The sequence below is a fragment of the Comamonas sp. lk genome (assembly GCF_900564145.1).
In the GTDB taxonomy this organism is placed as follows: domain Bacteria; phylum Pseudomonadota; class Gammaproteobacteria; order Burkholderiales; family Burkholderiaceae_C; genus Comamonas.
Window position 1 is genome coordinate 3,737,162 of the sequence record NZ_UOOB01000001.1, and the last position, 19,797, is coordinate 3,756,958.

At 62.2% G+C, this 19,797-nt stretch carries 20 protein-coding genes; 9 read left to right on the top strand and 11 right to left on the bottom strand.

All coding sequences use genetic code 11. The features are described from left to right. Positions 1-106 precede the first annotated feature (106 nt). From EAO39_RS17060 to arsB, 5 genes are all read left to right on the top strand, one after another. Positions 107-1,222, top strand: a complete 1,116-nt coding sequence (locus EAO39_RS17060; protein WP_120969771.1) for an S-(hydroxymethyl)glutathione dehydrogenase/class III alcohol dehydrogenase — start codon at positions 107-109, stop codon at positions 1,220-1,222. A gap of 106 nt (positions 1,223-1,328) precedes the next feature. Further along, positions 1,329-2,186 (top strand): S-formylglutathione hydrolase, encoded by an 858-nt coding sequence (gene fghA, locus EAO39_RS17065; RefSeq protein ID WP_120971215.1) that lies wholly within the window; start codon positions 1,329-1,331, stop codon positions 2,184-2,186. 174 nt (positions 2,187-2,360) lie between these two features. After that, the gene (locus EAO39_RS17070) at positions 2,361-2,699 is read left to right on the top strand and encodes a helix-turn-helix transcriptional regulator (RefSeq protein WP_120969774.1); all 339 of its coding nucleotides are present in this window, start codon (positions 2,361-2,363) and stop codon (positions 2,697-2,699) included. Position 2,700: 1 nt separating this feature from the next. Next, positions 2,701-3,189: an arsenate reductase ArsC gene (locus tag EAO39_RS17075; RefSeq protein ID WP_120969777.1), complete on the top strand. Its 489-nt coding sequence runs from the start codon at positions 2,701-2,703 to the stop codon at positions 3,187-3,189. Between the two features lies 1 nt (position 3,190). Beyond that, complete coding sequence (arsB, locus tag EAO39_RS17080) at positions 3,191-4,255, top strand: ACR3 family arsenite efflux transporter (protein ID WP_120969780.1); 1,065 nt, start codon at positions 3,191-3,193, stop codon at positions 4,253-4,255. A gap of 56 nt (positions 4,256-4,311) precedes the next feature. Here the strand turns inward: arsB and EAO39_RS17085 are convergent, their stop codons facing one another. Together EAO39_RS17085 and EAO39_RS17090 are read right to left on the bottom strand one after the other, a co-directional pair. Continuing rightward, positions 4,312-5,172, bottom strand: a complete 861-nt coding sequence (locus tag EAO39_RS17085) for a DMT family transporter (protein WP_120969783.1) — start codon at positions 5,170-5,172, stop codon at positions 4,312-4,314. A gap of 220 nt (positions 5,173-5,392) precedes the next feature. After that, positions 5,393-6,316 carry a LysR substrate-binding domain-containing protein gene (locus tag EAO39_RS17090; protein ID WP_120969786.1) on the bottom strand — a complete coding sequence of 308 codons (924 nt, stop codon included), beginning with the start codon at positions 6,314-6,316 and terminating at the stop codon, positions 5,393-5,395. 100 nt (positions 6,317-6,416) lie between these two features. Between EAO39_RS17090 and EAO39_RS17095 the strand changes: the two genes are divergently transcribed. Further along, positions 6,417-7,394, top strand: a complete 978-nt coding sequence (locus tag EAO39_RS17095; RefSeq protein WP_120969789.1) for a tripartite tricarboxylate transporter substrate binding protein — start codon at positions 6,417-6,419, stop codon at positions 7,392-7,394. Further along, a complete protein-coding gene (locus EAO39_RS17100) occupies positions 7,391-8,590 on the top strand; it encodes a M20 aminoacylase family protein (protein WP_120969792.1) in 1,200 nt (399 codons plus the stop codon). Before EAO39_RS17095 ends, EAO39_RS17100 begins: the two co-directional genes overlap by 4 nt. A 59-nt stretch (positions 8,591-8,649) precedes the next feature. Here EAO39_RS17100 and EAO39_RS17105 read toward each other — a convergent pair whose 3' ends face one another. The 6 genes from EAO39_RS17105 to phnD all read right to left on the bottom strand — a co-directional run bounded on the left by EAO39_RS17105 (position 8,650) and on the right by phnD (position 13,749). Then, a complete protein-coding gene (locus EAO39_RS17105) occupies positions 8,650-8,949 on the bottom strand; it encodes a putative quinol monooxygenase (RefSeq protein WP_120969795.1) in 300 nt (99 codons plus the stop codon). A gap of 145 nt (positions 8,950-9,094) precedes the next feature. Further along, positions 9,095-9,967: a phosphonoacetaldehyde hydrolase gene (gene phnX / locus EAO39_RS17110; RefSeq protein WP_120969798.1), complete on the bottom strand. Its 873-nt coding sequence runs from the start codon at positions 9,965-9,967 to the stop codon at positions 9,095-9,097. 28 nt (positions 9,968-9,995) lie between these two features. After that, complete coding sequence (psrA, locus tag EAO39_RS17115; protein WP_120971216.1) at positions 9,996-11,084, bottom strand: iron-containing alcohol dehydrogenase PsrA; 1,089 nt, start codon at positions 11,082-11,084, stop codon at positions 9,996-9,998. A gap of 117 nt (positions 11,085-11,201) precedes the next feature. After that, positions 11,202-12,041, bottom strand: coding sequence for a phosphonate ABC transporter, permease protein PhnE (phnE, locus tag EAO39_RS17120; protein WP_205589403.1), 840 nt, complete (start codon positions 12,039-12,041; stop codon positions 11,202-11,204). Further along, positions 12,041-12,880 (bottom strand): phosphonate ABC transporter ATP-binding protein, encoded by an 840-nt coding sequence (gene phnC / locus EAO39_RS17125; RefSeq protein ID WP_120969804.1) that lies wholly within the window; start codon positions 12,878-12,880, stop codon positions 12,041-12,043. The genes phnE and phnC overlap by 1 nt, the downstream gene beginning before the upstream one ends. After that, positions 12,877-13,749 carry a phosphonate ABC transporter substrate-binding protein gene (gene phnD, locus EAO39_RS17130; protein WP_120971217.1) on the bottom strand — a complete coding sequence of 291 codons (873 nt, stop codon included), beginning with the start codon at positions 13,747-13,749 and terminating at the stop codon, positions 12,877-12,879. The genes phnC and phnD overlap by 4 nt, the downstream gene beginning before the upstream one ends. A 146-nt stretch (positions 13,750-13,895) precedes the next feature. Here phnD and EAO39_RS17135 point away from each other — a divergent pair, with 146 nt between their 5' ends. Continuing rightward, complete coding sequence (locus tag EAO39_RS17135; protein ID WP_120969807.1) at positions 13,896-14,747, top strand: LysR substrate-binding domain-containing protein; 852 nt, start codon at positions 13,896-13,898, stop codon at positions 14,745-14,747. 12 nt (positions 14,748-14,759) lie between these two features. On the opposite strand, the gene EAO39_RS17140 is transcribed toward EAO39_RS17135, so the two are convergent. Beyond that, positions 14,760-16,412: a phosphoethanolamine transferase gene (locus tag EAO39_RS17140; protein ID WP_240467041.1), complete on the bottom strand. Its 1,653-nt coding sequence runs from the start codon at positions 16,410-16,412 to the stop codon at positions 14,760-14,762. 184 nt (positions 16,413-16,596) lie between these two features. Then, positions 16,597-17,700, bottom strand: coding sequence for a PA0069 family radical SAM protein (locus tag EAO39_RS17145; RefSeq protein ID WP_120969813.1), 1,104 nt, complete (start codon positions 17,698-17,700; stop codon positions 16,597-16,599). Positions 17,701-18,115: 415 nt separating this feature from the next. Here EAO39_RS17145 and rnk point away from each other — a divergent pair, with 415 nt between their 5' ends. Then, positions 18,116-18,523, top strand: coding sequence for a nucleoside diphosphate kinase regulator (gene rnk, locus EAO39_RS17150; RefSeq protein ID WP_120969816.1), 408 nt, complete (start codon positions 18,116-18,118; stop codon positions 18,521-18,523). 78 nt (positions 18,524-18,601) lie between these two features. On the opposite strand, the gene EAO39_RS17155 is transcribed toward rnk, so the two are convergent. Further along, positions 18,602-19,774 carry an acyltransferase gene (locus tag EAO39_RS17155; RefSeq protein WP_120969819.1) on the bottom strand — a complete coding sequence of 391 codons (1,173 nt, stop codon included), beginning with the start codon at positions 19,772-19,774 and terminating at the stop codon, positions 18,602-18,604. Between the last annotated feature and the right edge of the window lie 23 nt (positions 19,775-19,797).

Below are 19,797 nucleotides of genomic sequence, written 5' to 3' on the forward strand. Positions count from 1 at the left end.
AGATGGCGGCCATGCAGGCAGCCTTTGACTACCCACCTGACCTACATTCAAGGTATTGCAAAGCGAAAGCCCTGGCCTCGCTCCACCCTCTCCAAGAAAGACAAACATGAAATCACGCGCCGCTGTGGCCTTCAAGGCCGGAGAACCTCTGCAAATCGTCGAGATCGACGTGGCTGCGCCCCAGAAGGGCGAAGTGCTGGTCAAGATCACCCACACCGGCGTTTGCCACACCGATGCCTTCACCCTCTCCGGTGACGATCCCGAAGGCATCTTCCCCGCCGTGCTGGGCCATGAAGGCGCAGGCATTGTGGTGGAAGTGGGCGAAGGCGTGACCAGCGTCCAGCCCGGCGATCATGTGATTCCGCTGTACACCGCCGAATGTGGCGAGTGTCTGTTCTGCAAGAGCGGCAAGACCAACCTGTGCACCGCCGTGCGTGCCACCCAGGGCAAGGGCGTGATGCCCGACGGCACCACCCGTTTCAGCTACAACGGCGAGCCCATCTACCACTACATGGGCTGCTCGACTTTCAGCGAGTACACCGTGGTGGCCGCCGTGTCGCTGGCCAAGATCAGCCCCGACGCCAACCCCGAGCAGGTCTGCCTGCTGGGCTGCGGCGTGACCACCGGCCTGGGCGCCGTGAAGAACACGGCCAAGGTACAGGAAGGCGATACGGTTGCCGTGTTCGGCCTGGGCGGCATCGGTCTGGCCGTGATCCAGGGCGCGCAACTGGCCAAGGCCGGTCGCATCATCGCCATCGACACCAACCCCGGTAAATTCGAGCTGGCCAAGACCTTCGGCGCCACCGATTGCGTGAACCCCAAGGACTTTGACAAGCCCATCCAGCAAGTGATTGTGGAGATGACAGGCTGGGGCGTGGACCACAGCTTCGAGTGCATCGGCAACACCCAGGTGATGCGCGCTGCGCTGGAATGCGCCCACCGCGGCTGGGGCCAGTCGGTCATCATCGGCGTGGCCGGCAGCGGCCAGGAAATTTCCACCCGCCCCTTCCAACTGGTGACCGGCCGCAAGTGGATGGGCACGGCCTTTGGCGGCGTCAAGGGCCGCAGCGAGCTGCCCGGCATGGTGGAAGACGCCATGGCCGGCAAGATTCAGCTCGAACCCTTTGTGACCCACACCATGGGCCTGGCCAAGATCAACGAAGCCTTTGATCTGATGCATGAAGGCAAGTCGATTCGTTCGGTGGTGAATTTCGTCGAATAAGTAAAAACACGAGCTGTAAGCGTTTCCAAAACAAGGGTTTCAGGCATCAAAAGGCTTGAAACCCTTGTTCTACTTACGCATGCAGCTTTGTATTCAGGAGCATCCCATGTCCCACTCTTTTGAACTCAAAACCGCCCACGCCTGCTTTGGTGGCGCCCAGCGCTATTACGAACATTTCTCCAGCGAAATCGGCCTGGCCATGAAGTTCTCGGTCTATCTGCCGCCCAAGGCCGTGATGGGCGAGAAGGTGCCGGCGCTGATCTACCTGGCCGGCCTGACCTGCACCGAAGAAACCTTTATGACCAAAGCCGGTGCCCAGCGTCTGGCGGCCGAGCTGAATATCGCTCTGATCTGCCCCGACACCAGCCCGCGCGGCGCCGGCCTGCCCGGCGAATCCGATGCCTGGGACTTTGGCGTGGGTGCAGGTTTCTATCTTGATGCCACGACCAAGCCCTGGGCCCTGCACTGGCGCATGGAAAGCTACCTCCTGAACGACCTGCTGCCGCTGATCGGTGCCAAACTGCCGGTGGATCTGCAGCGCCTGGGCATCTTCGGCCACAGCATGGGCGGCCACGGCGCGCTGACGCTGGCTCTGCGCCACCCCGGCAAGTTCAAGTCGCTGTCAGCCTTTGCGCCGATTGCCAATCCCGTCAACTGCCCCTGGGGCCAGAAAGCCTTTGCCGGTTATCTGGGCGAGAACCAGGCCGAATGGGCCCAACATGACGCCAGCGAGCTGATGGCCGCGCAGACGCAAGCCCCCTACCCAGCCGGCATTCTTATCGACCAGGGCCTGGCCGATAAATTTCTGATGGAAAAGCAGCTGCTGCCCGAAGCCTTTGAAGCGGCCTGTGACAAGGCCGGCCAGCCGCTCACGCTGCGCCGCCAGTCCGGCTACGACCACGGCTACTACTTCATCCAGAGCTTTATCGACGACCATCTGCGCCACCATGCGGCGCAGCTGTAAACCCAGCGATAAAGCCTGATCCAGCCGGCAGCACTGCCGGCTTAAAACAAGCCATTGCAGCGACTTGCCCCGAGGGTCAGTCGCTGCCCAAAAATTTCAGTCTTTTCGGCCTGCTCAACTCTACGTTTCAGAAGATTTTCTACATTATTTCAATAATTCAACTATCATTGAAATATGAATGAAGAGCAAATCATCAAATCCTTGGCCGCTCTTGCGAACCAGGTACGCCTGCGCGTCTTCCGAGTCTTGGTGGTTGCCGGCGCTCAAGGGCTGACGCCCTCGGTATTGGCAGAGCAACTGGGCGTTGCGGCCACGGCGCTGTCATTTCACCTGAAGGAGCTGAGCAACGCCGGTCTGGTGACGCAGGAGCGCATCGGCCGCAATCTCCTCTATCGCGCCGACTTTGCACAGATGAATGGCGTCCTGGGCTATCTGACGGACAACTGCTGCGAAGGCGCCGGCTGCGAGCTCAAACCCGATGCTTGCTGCCCCACCAACAACCAGGCTTGCTGAAATGACGACGAATGTACTGGTGCTGTGCACGCACAACTCGGCTCGCAGCGTGCTGGCTGAAGCCATGTTCAACCACTGGGCCGGGATTTTGGGTGTGGATGCCCGCGCCTACAGCGCTGGCGCCTCGCCCAGTGGGCGCATCCACCCGCAGGCGATTGCAGCCCTGAGCGCGGCGGGCGTTGAGGTGTCCGGGCTGTGCAGTAAAAACATGGACCGCTTTGCCGAGGCCGGAGCGCCTCCGATGCGAGTGGTCATCACCGTGTGCGATAGCGCAGCGGCCCAGCCCTGCCCTCTGTGGCCCGGTGCACCCCTGCAGGCCCACTGGAGCTATCCGGATCCTTCGACGGCAAGCGAGTCGGAGCAGCGGCAACGCTTTGAGCTGACCCGTCAGGCCATCGCTTACCGCATGTTGCAGCTGGCACGGCTGCCGTTTGAAACCCTGGACAGCGCCGCCTTGCAGCCACTGCTTGACGACATCGGAGCATCCTGAGATGAAAGTATCCGGTTCTGCACAACCTGTCATGGGCGGTTTTGAGCGCTATCTGACGGTATGGGTGCTGCTCTGCATCGTCGCCGGCATTGCCCTGGGCCACTGGATGCCGGCGCTGAGCCACGCCATCGCCGCCATGGCAGTGGCAAAAGTCAATCTTCCGGTAGGCCTGCTGATCTGGGTGATGATCATTCCCATGCTGGTCAAGATCGACTTCTCGGCTCTGTCACGGGTGAAGTCGCATGCACGCGGCATTGGCGTGACCCTGTTCATCAACTGGGGCGTCAAGCCTTTCTCCATGGCCTTGCTGGCCTGGCTTTTTTTGCGCCAGCTGTTTGCACAATGGCTGGACCCCGCGCAGGTGGACAGCTATGTGGCCGGCCTGATTTTGCTGGCTGCTGCGCCCTGCACGGCCATGGTGTTTGTCTGGAGCCAGCTGTGCAAGGGCGATCCGTATTTCACGCTTTCCCAGGTGGCCTTGAACGACGCCATCATGCTGCTGGCTTTTGCGCCCATCGTGGCGCTGCTGCTGGGCATATCCTCCATCAGCGTGCCGTGGGATACCTTGCTGGTATCGGTGCTGCTGTACATCCTCATGCCTGTGGCCATCGCCCAGATGCTGCGCCAGCAGCTTCTCCGTCGGAGCGAGGCCGCATTGCAGCGGGCCAGTGCCGCAATGGGCCCGCTGTCCATGCTGGCACTGCTTGCCACCTTGGTGCTGCTGTTCGCATTCCAGGGCAAAACCATTTTGGAGCAGCCTTTGGTGATCGCGCTGCTGGCCGTGCCCATCCTCATACAGGTGGTGCTGAACTCCGGGCTGGCCTACTGGCTGAACAAAAAACTGGGCGTGGCGCATTGCGTGGCCGGCCCATCCGCCTTGATTGGCGCCAGCAATTTCTTCGAGCTGGCGGTGGCTACCGCCATCAGCCTTTTCGGCCTGCATTCGGGCGCGGCGCTGGCAACCGTGGTCGGGGTGTTGATTGAAGTGCCCGTGATGCTGGTCGTGGTGGCTGTCGTGAACCGGTCCAGGCACTGGTATGAAACTGCGGCACGCCCAGAGAGCTGATCTTTTCTCAGCGTCTCACGCACGCCATCAACCGTCGGCCAGCTGCCTCGCAACGATCAAGCGTATTTCTTGGCGCCGCCGACGCAGACCACGGCAACCAGGGTCACGATGAGCATCGTCCAGCTCACGGTTTCCTGCAGCAGAAGCGCCGCCAGACCCAGGCCCATAAAGGGCTGGAGCAACTGCAGTTGACCGACGGCAGCAATCCCGCCCTGAGCCAGACCGCGATACCAGAACACAAAGCCGATCAGCATGCTGAAGATAGACACATAGGCCAGGCCGATCCAGGCCCCAGCACCCACGCTCTCCAGCGAATGCGGCATATTCAGCAAGGCCAGGGGCAGCATGACGGGCAGCGAGAACACCAATGCCCAGCTGATGACTTGCCAGCCGCCCAGCTTGCGCGAAAGCTGGGCACCTTCGGCATAGCCCATGCCGCACACAAGCACCGCAGCCAGCATCAGCAAATCGCCTTTCAGCGAGGCCTCCACGTCTCCCATGGAGGCATAGCCGGCAACGAAGGCGGCACCCACCACGGAGAACAACCAGAACGGCAGACGGGGACGCTCCCCTGCGCGCAGCACGGCAAAAAGAGCCGTGCACAAAGGCAGCAGCCCCAGAAAGACGATGGAATGCGCCGAGGTGACATGCTGCAGCGCCAAAGCCGTCAGCAGAGGAAAGCCGAGCACGCAGCCTATTGCTGTGAACAGCAGCGCAGGTGCATCGGCCAGCGTCGGCCGTGGCTGGCGCAGCAAAAGCAGCAAAGCCAGACCCAGGACGGCCGCAATTGCGGCCCGGGCGCAGGTCAGAAAAACCGGATTCAGCTCGGCCACCGCCACACGGGTTGCAGGCAGCGAACCCGCGAAGATCGCCACCCCCACCAAACCGTTCATCCAGCCGCTGCTGCTTTTCCTCATCAAAAACTCCTTGTTCCGGTCTGCAGTACATCACCGGCAGCCACGGAAATCCAGGTACGGCCCCATGCAAATTCAAAGAACTGTCATGCCCATCAATCCAGCACAGTACGGGCTTCAATGACCGGACACGGCACGCTGATCCAGCGGGTAATGGATGGAATCCAGGCGCGCTCGCAAACGCATTGACCCCAAGGGTTGAGGCAAGACCGTCAACACGTTCTTATAGCGCGCTGGACGAACCACCTTCTGGCGAATTGTCTGCATCTGCCTGCTCGGCCAGCCAGGCCGCAAATTTGTCTCGCGCCGCAAAGCTGGGAGCATCCTGATTCCAGCACAGGTAATAACCACGGCCGCAGGAGACGGAGATGTCAAACGGCATCACCAGTTCGCCCGCCTGCAACTCTTTTTGCACCAGACTGCGCGGCACCACGGCCACGCCTATGCCGGCCTTGGCGGCCACGATGAGGTGCATGGTCAGATCAAAGCCCGGGCCCAGTTGCGGCTTGCAGGCCACGCCGGCCTGGGCGAACCACAGCGCCCAGTTGTCCGGGAAATTGGTGTGGTGCAGCAGGCTGGCCGCCAGAAAATCGCCGGGCCGATGGAATTGATGACTCAGGGCCGGCGCACATACGGGAACCAGTTCACGCCCCAGCAGATAGCGGGCTTGCACCTGCTCGGGCCAGCGGCGGTTGGGGCGTTTGACCTCCACCCATAAATCGACATCGTCGCGCGTGAAGTCTTCGTCATGCTTGAACTGCCGCAGTTCCACATGGACATCGGGATTGCGCTGATTGAACTCGGGCAGGCGCGGCATCAGCCATTGAATCGACAATGTCGGGATCACGCTCAGCCGTACCAGCTGGGGCATGGAGGCACGGCACAGCGTCTCGGCAGCCAGCTCCAGCGCCAGCACATGGCGCTCGGTCAGCTTGCGCAACTGCTCTCCGCGCGCCGTGAGCGATACCCCGGCCGAGCTGCGTTCGAAAAGGCGGCCGCCCGGCAAATGCTCTTCCAGCCGCTGTACCGCACGGCTAACGGCGGCTTGCGTGACGCAAAGCTCATCGGCCGCACGGCGAAAACTTCCATGGCGGCAGACCGCCAGGAAGGCGTGCAGTTCGACCAGTGAGGGAGATCGGATTTTCATGATGCGAGCGATGACATTATGTCATCGCACATGATGCGAATGTCGTTTGCCGAGCGGCAGCAGCCTACGTAATCTCGCACCTTATCCATTGAGACATAACATGCACATCAACCGTCGCGAATTCGTAAGCTTGGCCGCTGCTGCCGGCCTGTCCCCTCTGGCCCATGCCGAGGCACCCTACCCCAACAAGCCCATCACCCTGGTCGTGCCTTTCACGCCCGGCGGCTCGGTCGATAACTCGGGCCGCCTGATGGCCGACCGCCTGAGCCGCCTGCTGGGCGTTCCGGTCATCGTGGACAACAAGGGCGGCGCTGGCGGTTCTCTGGGCTCGGCCTTTGTCGCCAAGGCCAAGCCCGATGGCTACACGCTGATCGTCACCTCGCAAAGCACGCATGTGGTCAACCCCGCCGTCACCCCCAAGCTGCCTTATGACGCGGTCAATGACTTTGCCCCCGTCACACTGATCGACCGTCTGTCCAATGTGCTGCTGGTCAACGCCAGCCTGCCCGTGCGCAGCTTTGCCGATCTCGTCAAATATGCCCAGGCCAACCCTGGCAAGCTGAACTACGCCAGCGCAGGCACCGGCTCCGTCTCGCACCTGAGTATGGAATTGCTCAAGACCCAGGCCAAGATTGACATCACCCATGTGCCCTATCGCGGTGCCGGTGTGGCCATCACGGACGTGATGTCGGGCCAAGTTCAGCTGGCCTGGAACAATCTGTCCACCAATCTGGCCAGCATCAAAAACGGCAAACTGCGTGCTCTCGCCGTGGCCGCCCCTCAACGCGTGGCCCAGCTGCCCGATGTGCCTACGTTTGCCGAGCTGAAGCTGCCCGACCTGAACCTCACCTCCTGGACCGGCATCGCTGCACCGGCCAAGACCCCTCAACCCATCATCGACCGCCTCTACCAGGCCATGCGCACGGTATTGCAAGACCCAGCAACCCATACAGTCTGGGACGACAAGGGCATGATGGTGCCGGAAGAGCTCAAACCCCAGGCCTACCGTGCCGAGATCATCGAGCGCATCAAGTTCTACTCGCGCATCGCCAAGGCCAATAACATCGTTCTCGAATGACAGCTACCGCTACGCGACAGGCGAGCTTCGCCCGTATCGTCCAGTTCCTGCCCTATGAGCAGGAGCTGGTCTCCATTCGTCGCCATCTGCACCAGAACCCGGAGCTGGCTTTTGCCGAGCACGGAACTTCCGACTTCATCGCAGGCAAGCTGGCCGAATGGGGTTACGAAGTCACGCGCGGCATTGGCGGCACGGGCCTGGTCGGCACGCTGCGCCACGGCGACGGCAGTCGCAGCCTGGGCATTCGCGCCGACATGGATGCACTGCCGATTCAGGAAGCCACCGGCGCCGAGCATGCCAGCCGCATCGCCGGCTGCATGCATGCCTGCGGCCACGACGGCCATATGACCATGCTGCTGGGCGCGGCCAAGTATCTGGCGCGTCACCGCAACTTCAGCGGCACGCTGCACCTGATCTTCCAGCCGGCCGAAGAGCGCGGTTTCGACAGCGGCGCCAAGGCCATGGTGGAGGAAGGCCTGTTCGAGCGCTTTCCCTGCGATGCCGTCTACGCCATGCACAACCATCCGGGTTTGCCGCAAGGCCAGTTCGCCATGCGCAGCGGCTCCTTCATGGCGGCCGGCGACCGCGTGTACGTGAAGATTGTCGGCGTTGGTGGCCATGCCGCACGCCCGCATCTGGCCGTTGATCCGCTGGTTGCAGCCGCCGCCATCGTCACCAGCCTGCAAACGGTGGTGGCACGCAATGTGGACCCTAACGAATCGGCCGTGGTCACCGTGGGCCGTCTGCGCGCGGGCGATGCGCTGAACGTGATTCCGGCCGATGCCGAAATCGGTATCAGCGTGCGATCCCACTCGCCGGCCGTGCGCAGCCTGCTCAAGGAACGCATTACCGGGCTCATCACCGGCATTGCCCAAGGTCATGGCGCGCGGGCGGAAATCAACTATGTGCAAGGCTATCCGGCGCTGGCCAACAACGCTCAGGCGGTAGAGCTTGCCGCCCAGGTGGCCACGGATCTGGTGGGTGCCGAGGCGGTGAATACGGCCTTCCCCCAGCTAATGGGCAGCGAAGACTTTGCCTACATGCTGCAGCGCTGCCCCGGCGCGCTGGTGCGCATAGGCAACGGCCCGTCCGACGGCGGACGTGGTCTGCACAACCCCAAGTACGACTTCAACGACCTCAACCTGCCCTATGGCGCAGCGTTCTGGAGCCAGCTGGCCGAGCGCTTTCTGCGCTGAAAGCTGAAAATGGTGAGCCTGCGCTGCGGCGCGGGCTCGCCGAGCCAGGTTCAGGTCGTTCAGGTCGCGCGCGGCGGCTGCACCTCATAGACACGTAAATCCCGGTCGCCAATCCCCAGCGCGGGCCAGGCTGCACGCCAGAGCTGGATATGCGCCGACGCAAAATGCACATCCAATGCCGCCTGATCCGTCCAGCACTCCTTCACATGGATCAGCCCGGGCTGCAGCACATCCTCGGCATAGCCATATTCCAGACAGCCGGCTTCGGCGCGCGAGGCCTGCACCATGGCCCGCATGGCCGGTTTGGCGCGCTCCAGGTTTTCGGGCGGCAGGCGCACGGTGCCCACAATCAACAGCATTTTTCTATCTCCCAAGTAAAAACCGCCCCCACACCGAAAAGCATGGAGGCGGCGTTTGTCTGCCATCGTAGCGGCTCGCAGCAGCCGCCCCGGCTACGCCGCTGAGCCACTCAAAACATGAGCAGCCAGTGCAACCAGGTAAAGCTCAAACCGGTGTTTTACCGCTGCGCATATCGGCGGCAATCTGCGCCAGCACAGCCGGCAGATCGGCCACGCTGCGCACCACATGGTGGGCTCCCGCTTGCTTGAGCTTGGCTTCGGCTGCGGCCACACGGGCCTCCACCTCGGCCGGGTCGGCCTGGGCGTATTCCTGCACCGAGTAGCCCACTTCATTGCCCGACAGGCTCAGGCCCACGGTCCACATGCCGGCGTTCAGGCCTTCCGCAATGCCGGGCACGGTGTCGTCCACCTTCACACAGGCACGCACGTCGCTGACGGACAGGGCCAGCACATTGGCCAGCGCCATATACGGGCCTGGGCGACCGCCAGCATCCAGTTCGTCACCGGCCACCACATAGTCGGGCTGCACACCGGCGGCCGCCGCCTGGGGCAGCAGCTGATTGAGCACCTCGCGCGGGTAGCCCGAGCAAGAGCCCACCTTCAGGCCATTGGCGCGCAGCCAGACCAGCAGCTCGGGCGCACCGGCGATGGGATCAGAGAACTCCGCCACCTTGGCGATCTGCATGGGCATGAAGCGGGCATAGATGGCATCCACATCGTCATGACCCGGTGCGTAGCCAAAAGCGGTTTGCCATTGGCTGGCAATGCTTTCCTCTTGCAGCAGCTGGTGGATGTGATCCCATTTGGACAGGCCCATGGGCCCGCGCGCCTGGGCCAGGGTGATGGTGATGCCAAAAGTGGCAAAGGCTTCGACAAAGATCTGAGTGGGCGCCAGCGAGCCAAAGTCCACCAGCGTGCCGGCCCAGTCAAAGATGACGGCCTGCAAGGGAGACAGATCGGCGCTTGGAGTGCTTGTCAGCGACAGGGCCTGGGCTTCGGAAATAGCGATGGAGTTCATGATTTTTGAGGGTGTGAGCAGAGAAATTTCAGGCCAGGGATCGAATGAAGTTGCGCCCGCGCGGGCCGCTGGCAGCCTTGTGCAGCATGGCGGCCCAGTCTTGCGGGGCCACGCCGTAACGCTCGGGCTCGGTGGCCACGCCCAGGCTTTGCAAAAAAGCGCTCAGCCGTTGCACGGCCACGGCGCCGGTGGAGGCATCGAAAATGGACAGCAGCGCGGCATCGGCCACATCGTCGGCACCCAGTGCCATCTCCAGCACCAGGGGCAGGCTGAAGGAGCAGGCGATGCCGTGCGGCACGCCATGCTGCAGCGTGATGTCGTAGGACAGCGAATGCGCCAGCGCCGTCTTGGTGTTGGAAAACGCCAGGCCTGCCAGCAGCGCTGCTTGGGCCATCTCGGCGCGCAGCTGCAGATTGGGCAGATCCTGCATCAGCGCGGGCAACACGGCCAGGCAGCGGCGCGCAGCTTGCACGGCCAGCGACATGGAGACCGGGTTACGGTTCACATTCCAGATCGATTCCAGCGCGTGCGACAAGGCATCCAGCCCCGATGCCAGGGTGGCTGCCGCAGGCAGGCTGGCCATGAGCTCGGCATCGATGATGGCCGCCTCGGGCCAGGTCTGCGGCTGGTGCAGCGAGTATTTGCTGCCGCCGGCCTGATCCCAGATCGTGGCCCAGGGCGTGACTTCGCTGCCGGTGCCGGCAGTGGTGGGAATGGCAATCAAACTCTTGTGCAGCCCAGGCGGCAGCTTCGCTCCCTGCTGCAAAACCGAGAGCAGATCGGCAAAGCGGCCCGAAGCCGTGGCACAGATCAGGGCCTTGGCCGAATCAATGGCGCTGCCGCCGCCCAGAGCCACGATAACGGGCACATAGGCATGCTCGCGCTGCACCTGCTCATACAAGGGGGCCAGCCACTGCACATCGGGGTTGGGCTGGATGCTGTCGATCACGCCGCGCAGCTGCTCGCCAATCAGATTGCGCACGCGTTGCACCAGACCCAGGCTTTCTGCTTCCGGGAAGGTGACCACCAGGCAGTTGCGGCCTGCCAGCAAGGCCGGCAACTGATCCAGGCAGCCATTGCCGACGCTGATGCGCACGGGGTTGTGATAAGTCCACACGGGGAAAGCCTTCTCAATAATTTTCAAGCGAAACCTGACTGAAGCGCTTGATTCAAAAGCGCTTGCAGCTCATATTTCAGGAGTATCAGAAGAGGCAGAGCCGGAGCAGCTCGGACCTCAGTGACGTGCGCCTTGCTGGATGCGGCTGCGCAGCGCGTTGGAAACCAGATCGGCGGCAATCACCATCACCGTGATGACGATGATGCAGGTGGCGGTTTCCTGGTAGCGAAACAGCTTGAGGCTGCTGACCAGCTCAAAGCCCAGACCGCCGGCGCCCACCATGCCCAGCACGGTGGCAGAGCGCAGATTGACCTCGAAGCGATAGAGCACCACGGCAATCCAAGCCGTAATCACCTGCGGCACCACGCCAAAGGCAATGATTTGCAGCTGGCTGGCTCCGGCACTGCGCAGGGCTTGCAGCGGGCCGTCGTCGATTTCTTCAATCGCCTCGGCAAAGAACTTGCCCAGCATGCCCATGCCGTGCAGAGCCAGAGCCAGCACGCCGGGGAAAGGGCCCAGACCCACGGCCGAGACAAAGACCAGGGCCAGGATCAACTCGTTGATGCTGCGTACCACGTTGAGGAACTGGCGCGTGATACGGCGCAGCCAGTGCCAGCTGTGCAGATTGCTGGCCGCGATGAAGGACAGCGGCAGCGCCAGCATGACCGACAGCAGCGTGCCCCAGATGGCGATCTGAATCGTCTCCAGCGCCGGCGCCCACAGACGCGGCAGTATGGACATGTCCGGCGGCACGGAGCGGGTCAGAAAATCGCCTATCTGCGGCATGCCGCCAGCCAGCTCGCCCCAGCTCATCTGCGCGCCGCCTGCGCTCCAGTGCAGCAGCCAGGCAATGGCCAGCGCCAGCGCCGCATAGCCCAGCCAGCCGCCTTTGCCTTCGGGCCGGCCCGCCGTCCACTGCCAGCCGTCACGCTGGGTGTTCAAGGTATTGCTGCTCATCACAGACCTCCTGCCGTGGCGGCCATCGAAGCACTGGCAGGCAGCCAGACGCCGGCGGGCGTCAACCCGGTTCTGGCTTCGCCGCCCTGCGCCGCAGGCTGCGCCTCTTGCTGTGCACTGTGATAAATGGCATCGAGAGCGGCCTCGTCCAGATCGGCGGGCGCGCCATCGAACACCATGCGGCCCTGGGCCAGTCCCACCACACGGTCGCCAAATTCGCGGGCGTAATCGACCTGGTGCAGATTGCAGACCACAGCAATGCCCATCTCCCGCGTGGCATCGCGCAGATATTGCAGCACGCTGCGCGCGGTCTTGGGGTCCAGGCTGGCCACGGGTTCGTCGGCCAGAATTACCTGCGGCTGCTGGGCCAGGGCACGGGCAATGCCCACGCGCTGCATCTGCCCGCCAGACAGGGCTTGCGTGCGTTCATCGGCCTTGTGGGCCAGGCCCACGCGCTCCAGGCATTGCTGGGCCAGATCAATATCGCTTTGCCTGAACAGCTGCAGCACCGAGGCCAGCGTGCCCACTTGGCCCAGACGGCCGGTCAGCACGTTCTTGCGCACCGACAGGCGCTGCACCAGGTTGTGGTGCTGAAACACCATGGCCACATGACGGGCCAGTTCGCGGCGCGAGTGCTTTTGCATCAGATCGATGCCGCCCACTTGCAGCGTGCCGCTGTCGGGCTGGTTCAGACCATTCATGCAGCGCAGCAAGGTGGATTTGCCCGCACCCGAAAGGCCCAGCATCACCACGAACTCACCAGCCTTCACATCCATGTCTATGCCATGCAGCACATGGTTGCTGCCATAGCTTTTACGCAGATTGCGGATGCTGATCATTTCATCTTCCCCAGTTCCAGATTCAGCGCCTTGGCCGTCTGGCGTACCACGTCATAGGCCTGGTCGTTGGTGGGAGCAAAGCCGTTCAACTCACCACGATCACCCCAGGGCAGGCCTTTGATTTCGGCCAGTGCGGCTGCCACTTTCTGCTTGGTGGCCGCATCCAGGCTCCTGCGCCAGGCCATAGGCGATTCGGGGATGGGCTGCGAGCGCCAGACGATCTGGAAATCCTCGGCCTTCACATGGCCCTTGGCCACGGCGGTTTGAAAAATGGGATCGGCCACAGCCGCTGCATCGACCTTGCCGTTGGCCACCGCCATGATGCTGGCGTCATGCGAGCCCGAGAAGATCACGCGGGAGAAGTATTTGTCGGTATCCACGCCCTCGCCCTTGAGGCCGGCCTTGGGAAACAGATGGCCCGATGCCGAGCTGGGGTCCACAAAGGCAAAGGTCTTGCCCTGCAGCGCGGCCACGCTGGCCGGTCCCTTGTCCTTCTTGCTGATGATCAGGCTTTGGTACGAGCTTTTGCCCGACTTCTTGGCCACGGGAATGGCAAAGGCCTCGGCATGGGCCAGTTGGCTGGCCAGCACATAGGAGAACGGGCCGAAGTAAGCCACGTCGATCTTGCCCGAGCGCATGGCCTCGATCACGCCGTTGTAGTCATTGGCCACAAAGGGCTTGACCTTCATGCCGGTCTTGGCGGCCAGCTGGTCCATCACCTGCTGGCTGGCGCGCATCATGGCCTGGGCGTCTTCCGATGGAATCAGGCCCACACGCAGTTCGGTGGGCTGCTGTGCCCAGGTGCCTGTCGCCACCAGGGCCAGGCTTGCGGCTGCGCCTTGCAGCCAGGCTTTACGGGTCATCTTCATGTGGTCCATCCTTTGCGTTGACTTCGTTTGCAGCGGCATTGGCCCTGCGTTGGAGTCAATGGTAGGGACGACATATTTCTGCAATATGAAAGTTTCAGAATTGGTTTAAACAGCTTCCATAGATCAAACCTTGAGATGAAATTTTCATGAGTACCGCCCGCTACCGCGCCCTGATTGCCGTGGCCCAGCAAGGCAGCCTGAGCGCCGCTGCCCGCACCCTGGGCGTGAGCCAGCCCACCATTTCCAGCCAGATCGCAGCACTGGAGCGGCAAAGCCAGATCGAGCTTTTTCACCGCCAGGGCTATCGCATGAGCTTGACCGGCGCCGGCCGCAAGTTGCTGCTGCTGGCGCAAAAGCTGCTGGCGCTGGAGTCCGAAGCCGAGTATTTTTTGCGCGACTCCGGCAAGCTCAATCAGGGCGAGTTGAAGATAGGCGCCGTGGGCCCGTTTCATGTGATCGAGATGGTGGCCGCCTACCGGGCACGCTATCCCGGCATGCAGCTATCGATTCGCATGGGCAACTCCCAGCAGGTGTTGCAGGATCTGGAGAACTACAGCACCGATGTGGCCGTGCTGGCCGGCCTGTATGAGCGACCCGAGCTGATGGCCCGCGAATATGCGCGCCACGCCATCATTGTGTTTGCCCATGTGGAGCACCCGTTTGCGCGGCGCCAGCAGATCGATATCCGCGAGCTGCAAGGCCAGCCCCTGCTGCTGCGCGAGCAGGGATCGACCACGCGCACCGCCATGGAGGCCGCGCTGCAGGCCGCAGGCGTCAAGCCCCAGCTGAGCCTGGAGATAGGCAGCCGCGAAGCCATACGCGAAGCCGTGGCGCGCGGCCTGGGTCTGGGTGCCGTGTCGGAAGCCGAATTCATTGCCGATGCCCGCTTCAAGCCCGTGCGCATTGCAGGCGATCCGGCCAGCACCACCACCTATGTGTATTGCATGAAGGAGCGCAGCGAGAGTTTGCTGGTGCGCTCCTTCCTCGATGCAAGTTGAGGCGGGGCAGAATCAGTCCGTGAACGAGGACACGGCCGCCGGCAGGCGTGGAGCTTCCCAGTGATAGGGATGGGCCAGCACATTGCGCCCCACAGCCTGGCCCTGCCATTTCAGTGCCAGCAAATCGGCCAGAGTCCAGGCGGCCCAATCCGAGCGAAAAGGCCTTTTTGCCACCTCCTCGGAAACGCTACCCAAAGCATTCGCCTGCCAGACGATGGCCGGAATGCGGTAGCCGCCCGCAGTGCCCGGGCTATGCCCTACATGGTTGCCGACATGGCCGACCTCCTGACCATGGTCTGACAAATACATCCAGGCCACATGGTTTTGGGGCTTGGCGATATCTCTGGTCAGCTGCAGCATTTTCGATACCACCGAGTCGTGATAGAGCAGCGCCGAGTCGTACTCCTCGCGGAGATGGCGCACCCAGGCAGAGCGGCCATTTTTTTCCATCTGCACATCGACCGCATCCACATCGTCGTCAAAGGGATTCTGCCCTTTGGGAAATCTCAGCCGGTAATGCGGATGCGCGCCCAGCATGTGGACGATCACAAACTTGCGCTCGGACGAGGACTCATTGAGCGCCGTGTGCAGCTCATCGAGCATCTCCTCATCCAGCGAAGCCGTGGAGCGCCCCGGTGTCTTGTTGACCATCTGCATCACATCCGCCAGCCTGGCATGCTGCTGTTCAATGGCGACATCGTCATGATTGCTGATCCACCACACCTTGTACCCCGCCGCTCTAGCCAGGGATACCAGATGCTGCGAATCCACCGCATCCGGCGCACCGAAAGAGAACAGATTGCGCACGGCGGGCAAGGTGCTGGCATCCACCGACCAGGCATTGCGCAACACCGTCAGCTGCTCACCCAGCTGCTGCTGATGCACTCGCAGACCCGGATTGGTCATGCGTCCATAGCCATAGAGCGAGAGATTGTCGCGATTGATGCTTTCCGTCAGAACCAGCACCACCGTGGAAGGCTCCTCGCGCCCAACCACAGGCTTGGCAGCCGTGGCACGTGCCAGCATCTGCTCTCGCCCCTGCTGCTGGTTGAGCCAGCTCTTCTGCAGCGTCTGCAACGACTGACTCCATTGCACCCAGAACACGGCCGGATACAAGCGGCGCCAGGGCTTGCTGGTGTATGCCAGCAAGCAGAACAACACGAGGATCAAACACAGAGCTTGACTCCCTCTGCCCGGAGCAGACAGTTGTCGTGTGGACTTGCCGGTCAGATACAACACGGCTGCAGCCACTGCGACAAAAATCGCTGCAAACAAGGCCGCGCTGCGCCAATGCATGGACAGATATTCCGAGCCTTCGCGCCAATTGGTGTTGGCCATTGCGCCAAGCACCAGGGCACTGTCAGGCGCTGCGCCATAGGCATCCATCAGATAGATACGCACACCGGCATCCACCACAAACAGCATGATCCAGGCCCACACCAGAATGCGTCTGGCCCGCTGCCACGCGGCACTGCGCACCGGCCAGCTGAGCCAGACCAGAGCCGGCGCCATCAGAACGAACAGCTGTACAACGCGACGCCCTTCATGCCCGAGCACCAATAAGAACAGGGTTGTGCAGCCCAGCATGAAAACAGCCGGCCACGATGCGCGCACGCGGCCGAGCGAAGACATATCGGGCCGGTAGGAAATCGAAGAAGCACTCATCAAGCAAGCGGCCGGTTTGAGGCCGGGTCAAAAAAACAGTTGATCAAGCAGGAGAAATCCACACGCGCTGTTGAGCACAGTCGGTCGGATGCCGCGCAGGCAGGCTCCGCATTCTGCGCGCAGGCAAATTGTCGGGTCGGCGGCGGGGCAAGCGCAGGGCTAGAGTGCCTGCGACACCTTCGCTTTAAAACAGGCTTTGCTGGCCGGAGAGATTCGCCGCATGGTAGTGGCTGCAGTCCAGCATCACCCGCTCGCGGTTCAGCCCCAGCTTGCGGCAAGCCAGTGCAAAGCGCTGGCCCAGCATATCGGCCCAGACCCCGCTGCCCTTCATGCGCTGGCCAAACTGGCTGCTATAGACCTTGCCTGCGGCCCGGCCCTCCTCGCTGATGCCGTGCAGATCACGCACGCGCTCCATCACACGTTGGGCACGGTCGGGGTAATGCAGCTTCAGCCACTCTTCAAACAGCGGCGCCCCTTCCCAGGGCAGACGCAGCACGGCGTAGAAAGCCTGGCGTGCGCCGGCGTCGCTGGCGGCTGCCAGCACCTGCTCCAGATCGTCATTCAGAAATGGAATCTGCGGCGCCAGGCTGACACCTACGGGCACACCGGCCTCGGCCAGCGTACGAATCGTGCGCAAGCGTCGATGCGGCGCTGCGGCCCGCGGCTCCAGCTGTCGGGCCAATTCGGGTTGCAAGGTGGTCAGGGTGACATAGACGGCCACCAGGTTTTGCCGGGCCAGCGGCACCAGCAAATCCAGGTCCCGCTCCACGCCACTACCCTTGGTGACTATGGAAAACGGATGCCTGGCCTGGCCCAGCACTTCGATGACACGACGGGTCAGGCCCACGTCACGCTCTATGGGCTGGTAGCAATCGGTGACCGAGCCCAGCATGATGGGCGCCGCCACATGGCTGGGCTTGCTGAGTTCGGCGCGCAGCACCTCCACAAAGTTGCTCTTGGCAACCAGCCGGGTTTCAAAATCCAGCCCCGGCGAATAGCCCAGATAGCTGTGCGTGGGCCGGGCATAGCAATAAATGCAACCGTGTTCACAGCCGCGATAGGGATTGAGCCCCAGGTGATAGGGCAGATCGGGCGAGTCATGGCGGCTGAGCGCGGACTTGCACTGCTCCCATTCCAGCTGCGTGCGCAAGGCCGGCAGCTCTTCCCCATCACCCGCCTGCTCCCAGCCATCGTCAAACTCCAGCCTCTCATCCTTGGCAAAGCGATGCGCCATGAAGCTGGCCGCACCACGGCCTTTGAGCGGCTGCGCAGGCCGCACAAAAGTCATGGCACTGAAGGGCTCGTTCGAGCTGGAGTCTGGTGGCTTTGGCATCAAACAACTGTATATAAATACAGTTATTTGAGCAATCCGGCCACGACTACCCTTTTGACCGGCAGGTCAATGTCTTGTGCGTATTTGAATGGGATCTGAATCAAACAAGCTCACACCCCAGTATTTGAAAGCACAAAAAGCTATCAATTAAGGAGCAAAACCAAAGATCCAGTAGCATTCAATCCGCACTGCGGGGGTGCGAGATCGCTAGGACATTTCGGCCATTGCCAGCACAATCAGGGCAACGCACCAAGTTGGTGCTTTTTAGATGCCTTGGCCCGGACAACACCGTTGCCCGGGCTTTTGTCCGTTTGCGCTTGGCGCATAGAAAGCGGGTACGGGCCACACCATCTTGCAAGGGAGTCACACCATGGAGCGCAAGCCCCACATCACTTTGTCGTCCTTGGATCTGGATCGCATTGAAAATCTGCTGGAAAAGAACAACAGCCCATTTCCCGGCCGCGATGCGCTGGAGGCCGAACTCGAGCGCGCCGATGTACTCGATCCCAAGGACATGCCGCCCCAGGTGGTGACCATGAATTCCACCGTGCGCTTCACCATGCTGGAGTCCGGCAAGAGCAACACTCTGACCCTGGTCTACCCCAAGGAAATGGACGGCTCGCCTGACAAGATCTCCATCTTCGCCCCCGTGGGCATTGCGCTGCTGGGTCTGTCGGTCGGCGATGAGTTCAAGATGCCCAGCCCCACGGGCCAGGTGACGGTGCGCGTGGATGCCATCGAATTCCAGCCCGAGAGCGCTGGCGAGCTGCACCGCTGAGTTGCCAAGCGCATAGCCGCCCCAAAAAAAAGCAGCTGATTGAAGCTGCTTTTTTTGTGGGTGATGGCCGAAGCCCGCCTAGCGCAGGCCGGCCAGCAAAGTCGTCAGCATGCCGGCACCGATCAGGCCAGCCTGCCAGCGCAAGGCCTGGCTCCAGGAGGTGACATGGCGCTCCACCGTCTGATAGAGCAGATAGCCTGCGGCAAGCGAAAGCGCAAAGGCAAAGCCCATGCCGCCGATGGCAGCTTGCACCGAGTCAGGCCAGAGATTGCTGACCACGGCATTGACCAGCAGGCACATGGAAAAGTGGATGAGAAAGACCGAGTAAGAAATCTCGCCCAGACGGCGCAGCGCTGTCAGTCCCTTCCAGCTGGCAACGCGCTCGGTGCGCAGGCAGACGATCAGCAGCAAGGCCGTGACGCCCGCCAAAAAGATGCGATCGCGCCACTCCAGCACCAAAGCGCCCATCACCATGGCGGCAATCAGCATGGCCCAGCTCCAGGCCGTGCTGCGCTTGTCGGCGGCCACGGCCCAAAAAGCCATCATGCCTATGCCATAGGCGCCCAGAAAGTAGATCGCCCAGACATCCAGGTCGGCGTCGAGATTGAAGGCGAACAGCGAAGCCGCTGTGCCCGCCACCACCAGCGCCTGCATGCCGGTGATGGCCCAGGGCCACCAACGGGCCAGGGCTTGCTCGCCTGTGCGCTGCACCAGGCGCTCACGCAGCCAGCGCATGGCAGCCAGCACCAGAACGCTCAAGGCAAACAGCTGAAAATCGATGGACACATACCAGACACCGGCCGAGAGCGACTCTTCGCCCAGAATGCCTTCCAGCAGCAAGGCATGGGTGAACAGCTGCCACAGATCCGGGTCGGCCGAAACCGAGGCGTGATCAAACCAGGGGCGAATCGCAGCCGAGATGACGATGGTGGCCATCAGCGCCACGGCATAGGGCACGACCAGGCGCACAAAGCGTTTACCGATCTTGGCCCAGGGAGCGTCAAAACGGGCCAGGCCTTGCGGCGCCAGGCTGACTGCCGCCAGGTAGCCGCCCAGCACCAGAAAGATCTGCACCGCCATGCGGGCGTATTCATATAGCCAGTCCAGCACCTCGGGCAGAGCCGAGTGGGCCACTTCGGACATGGGACCGTAGAACGCCAGGTGGTGCCAGACGATGGCCGCACAGGCCAGGCCCTTGGTGCAATCAATCAGCGCGCTGCGTGAATGGGAGGATATTGAACTATTAGCCATCTAACCTGGTTCTCAACCTGCAG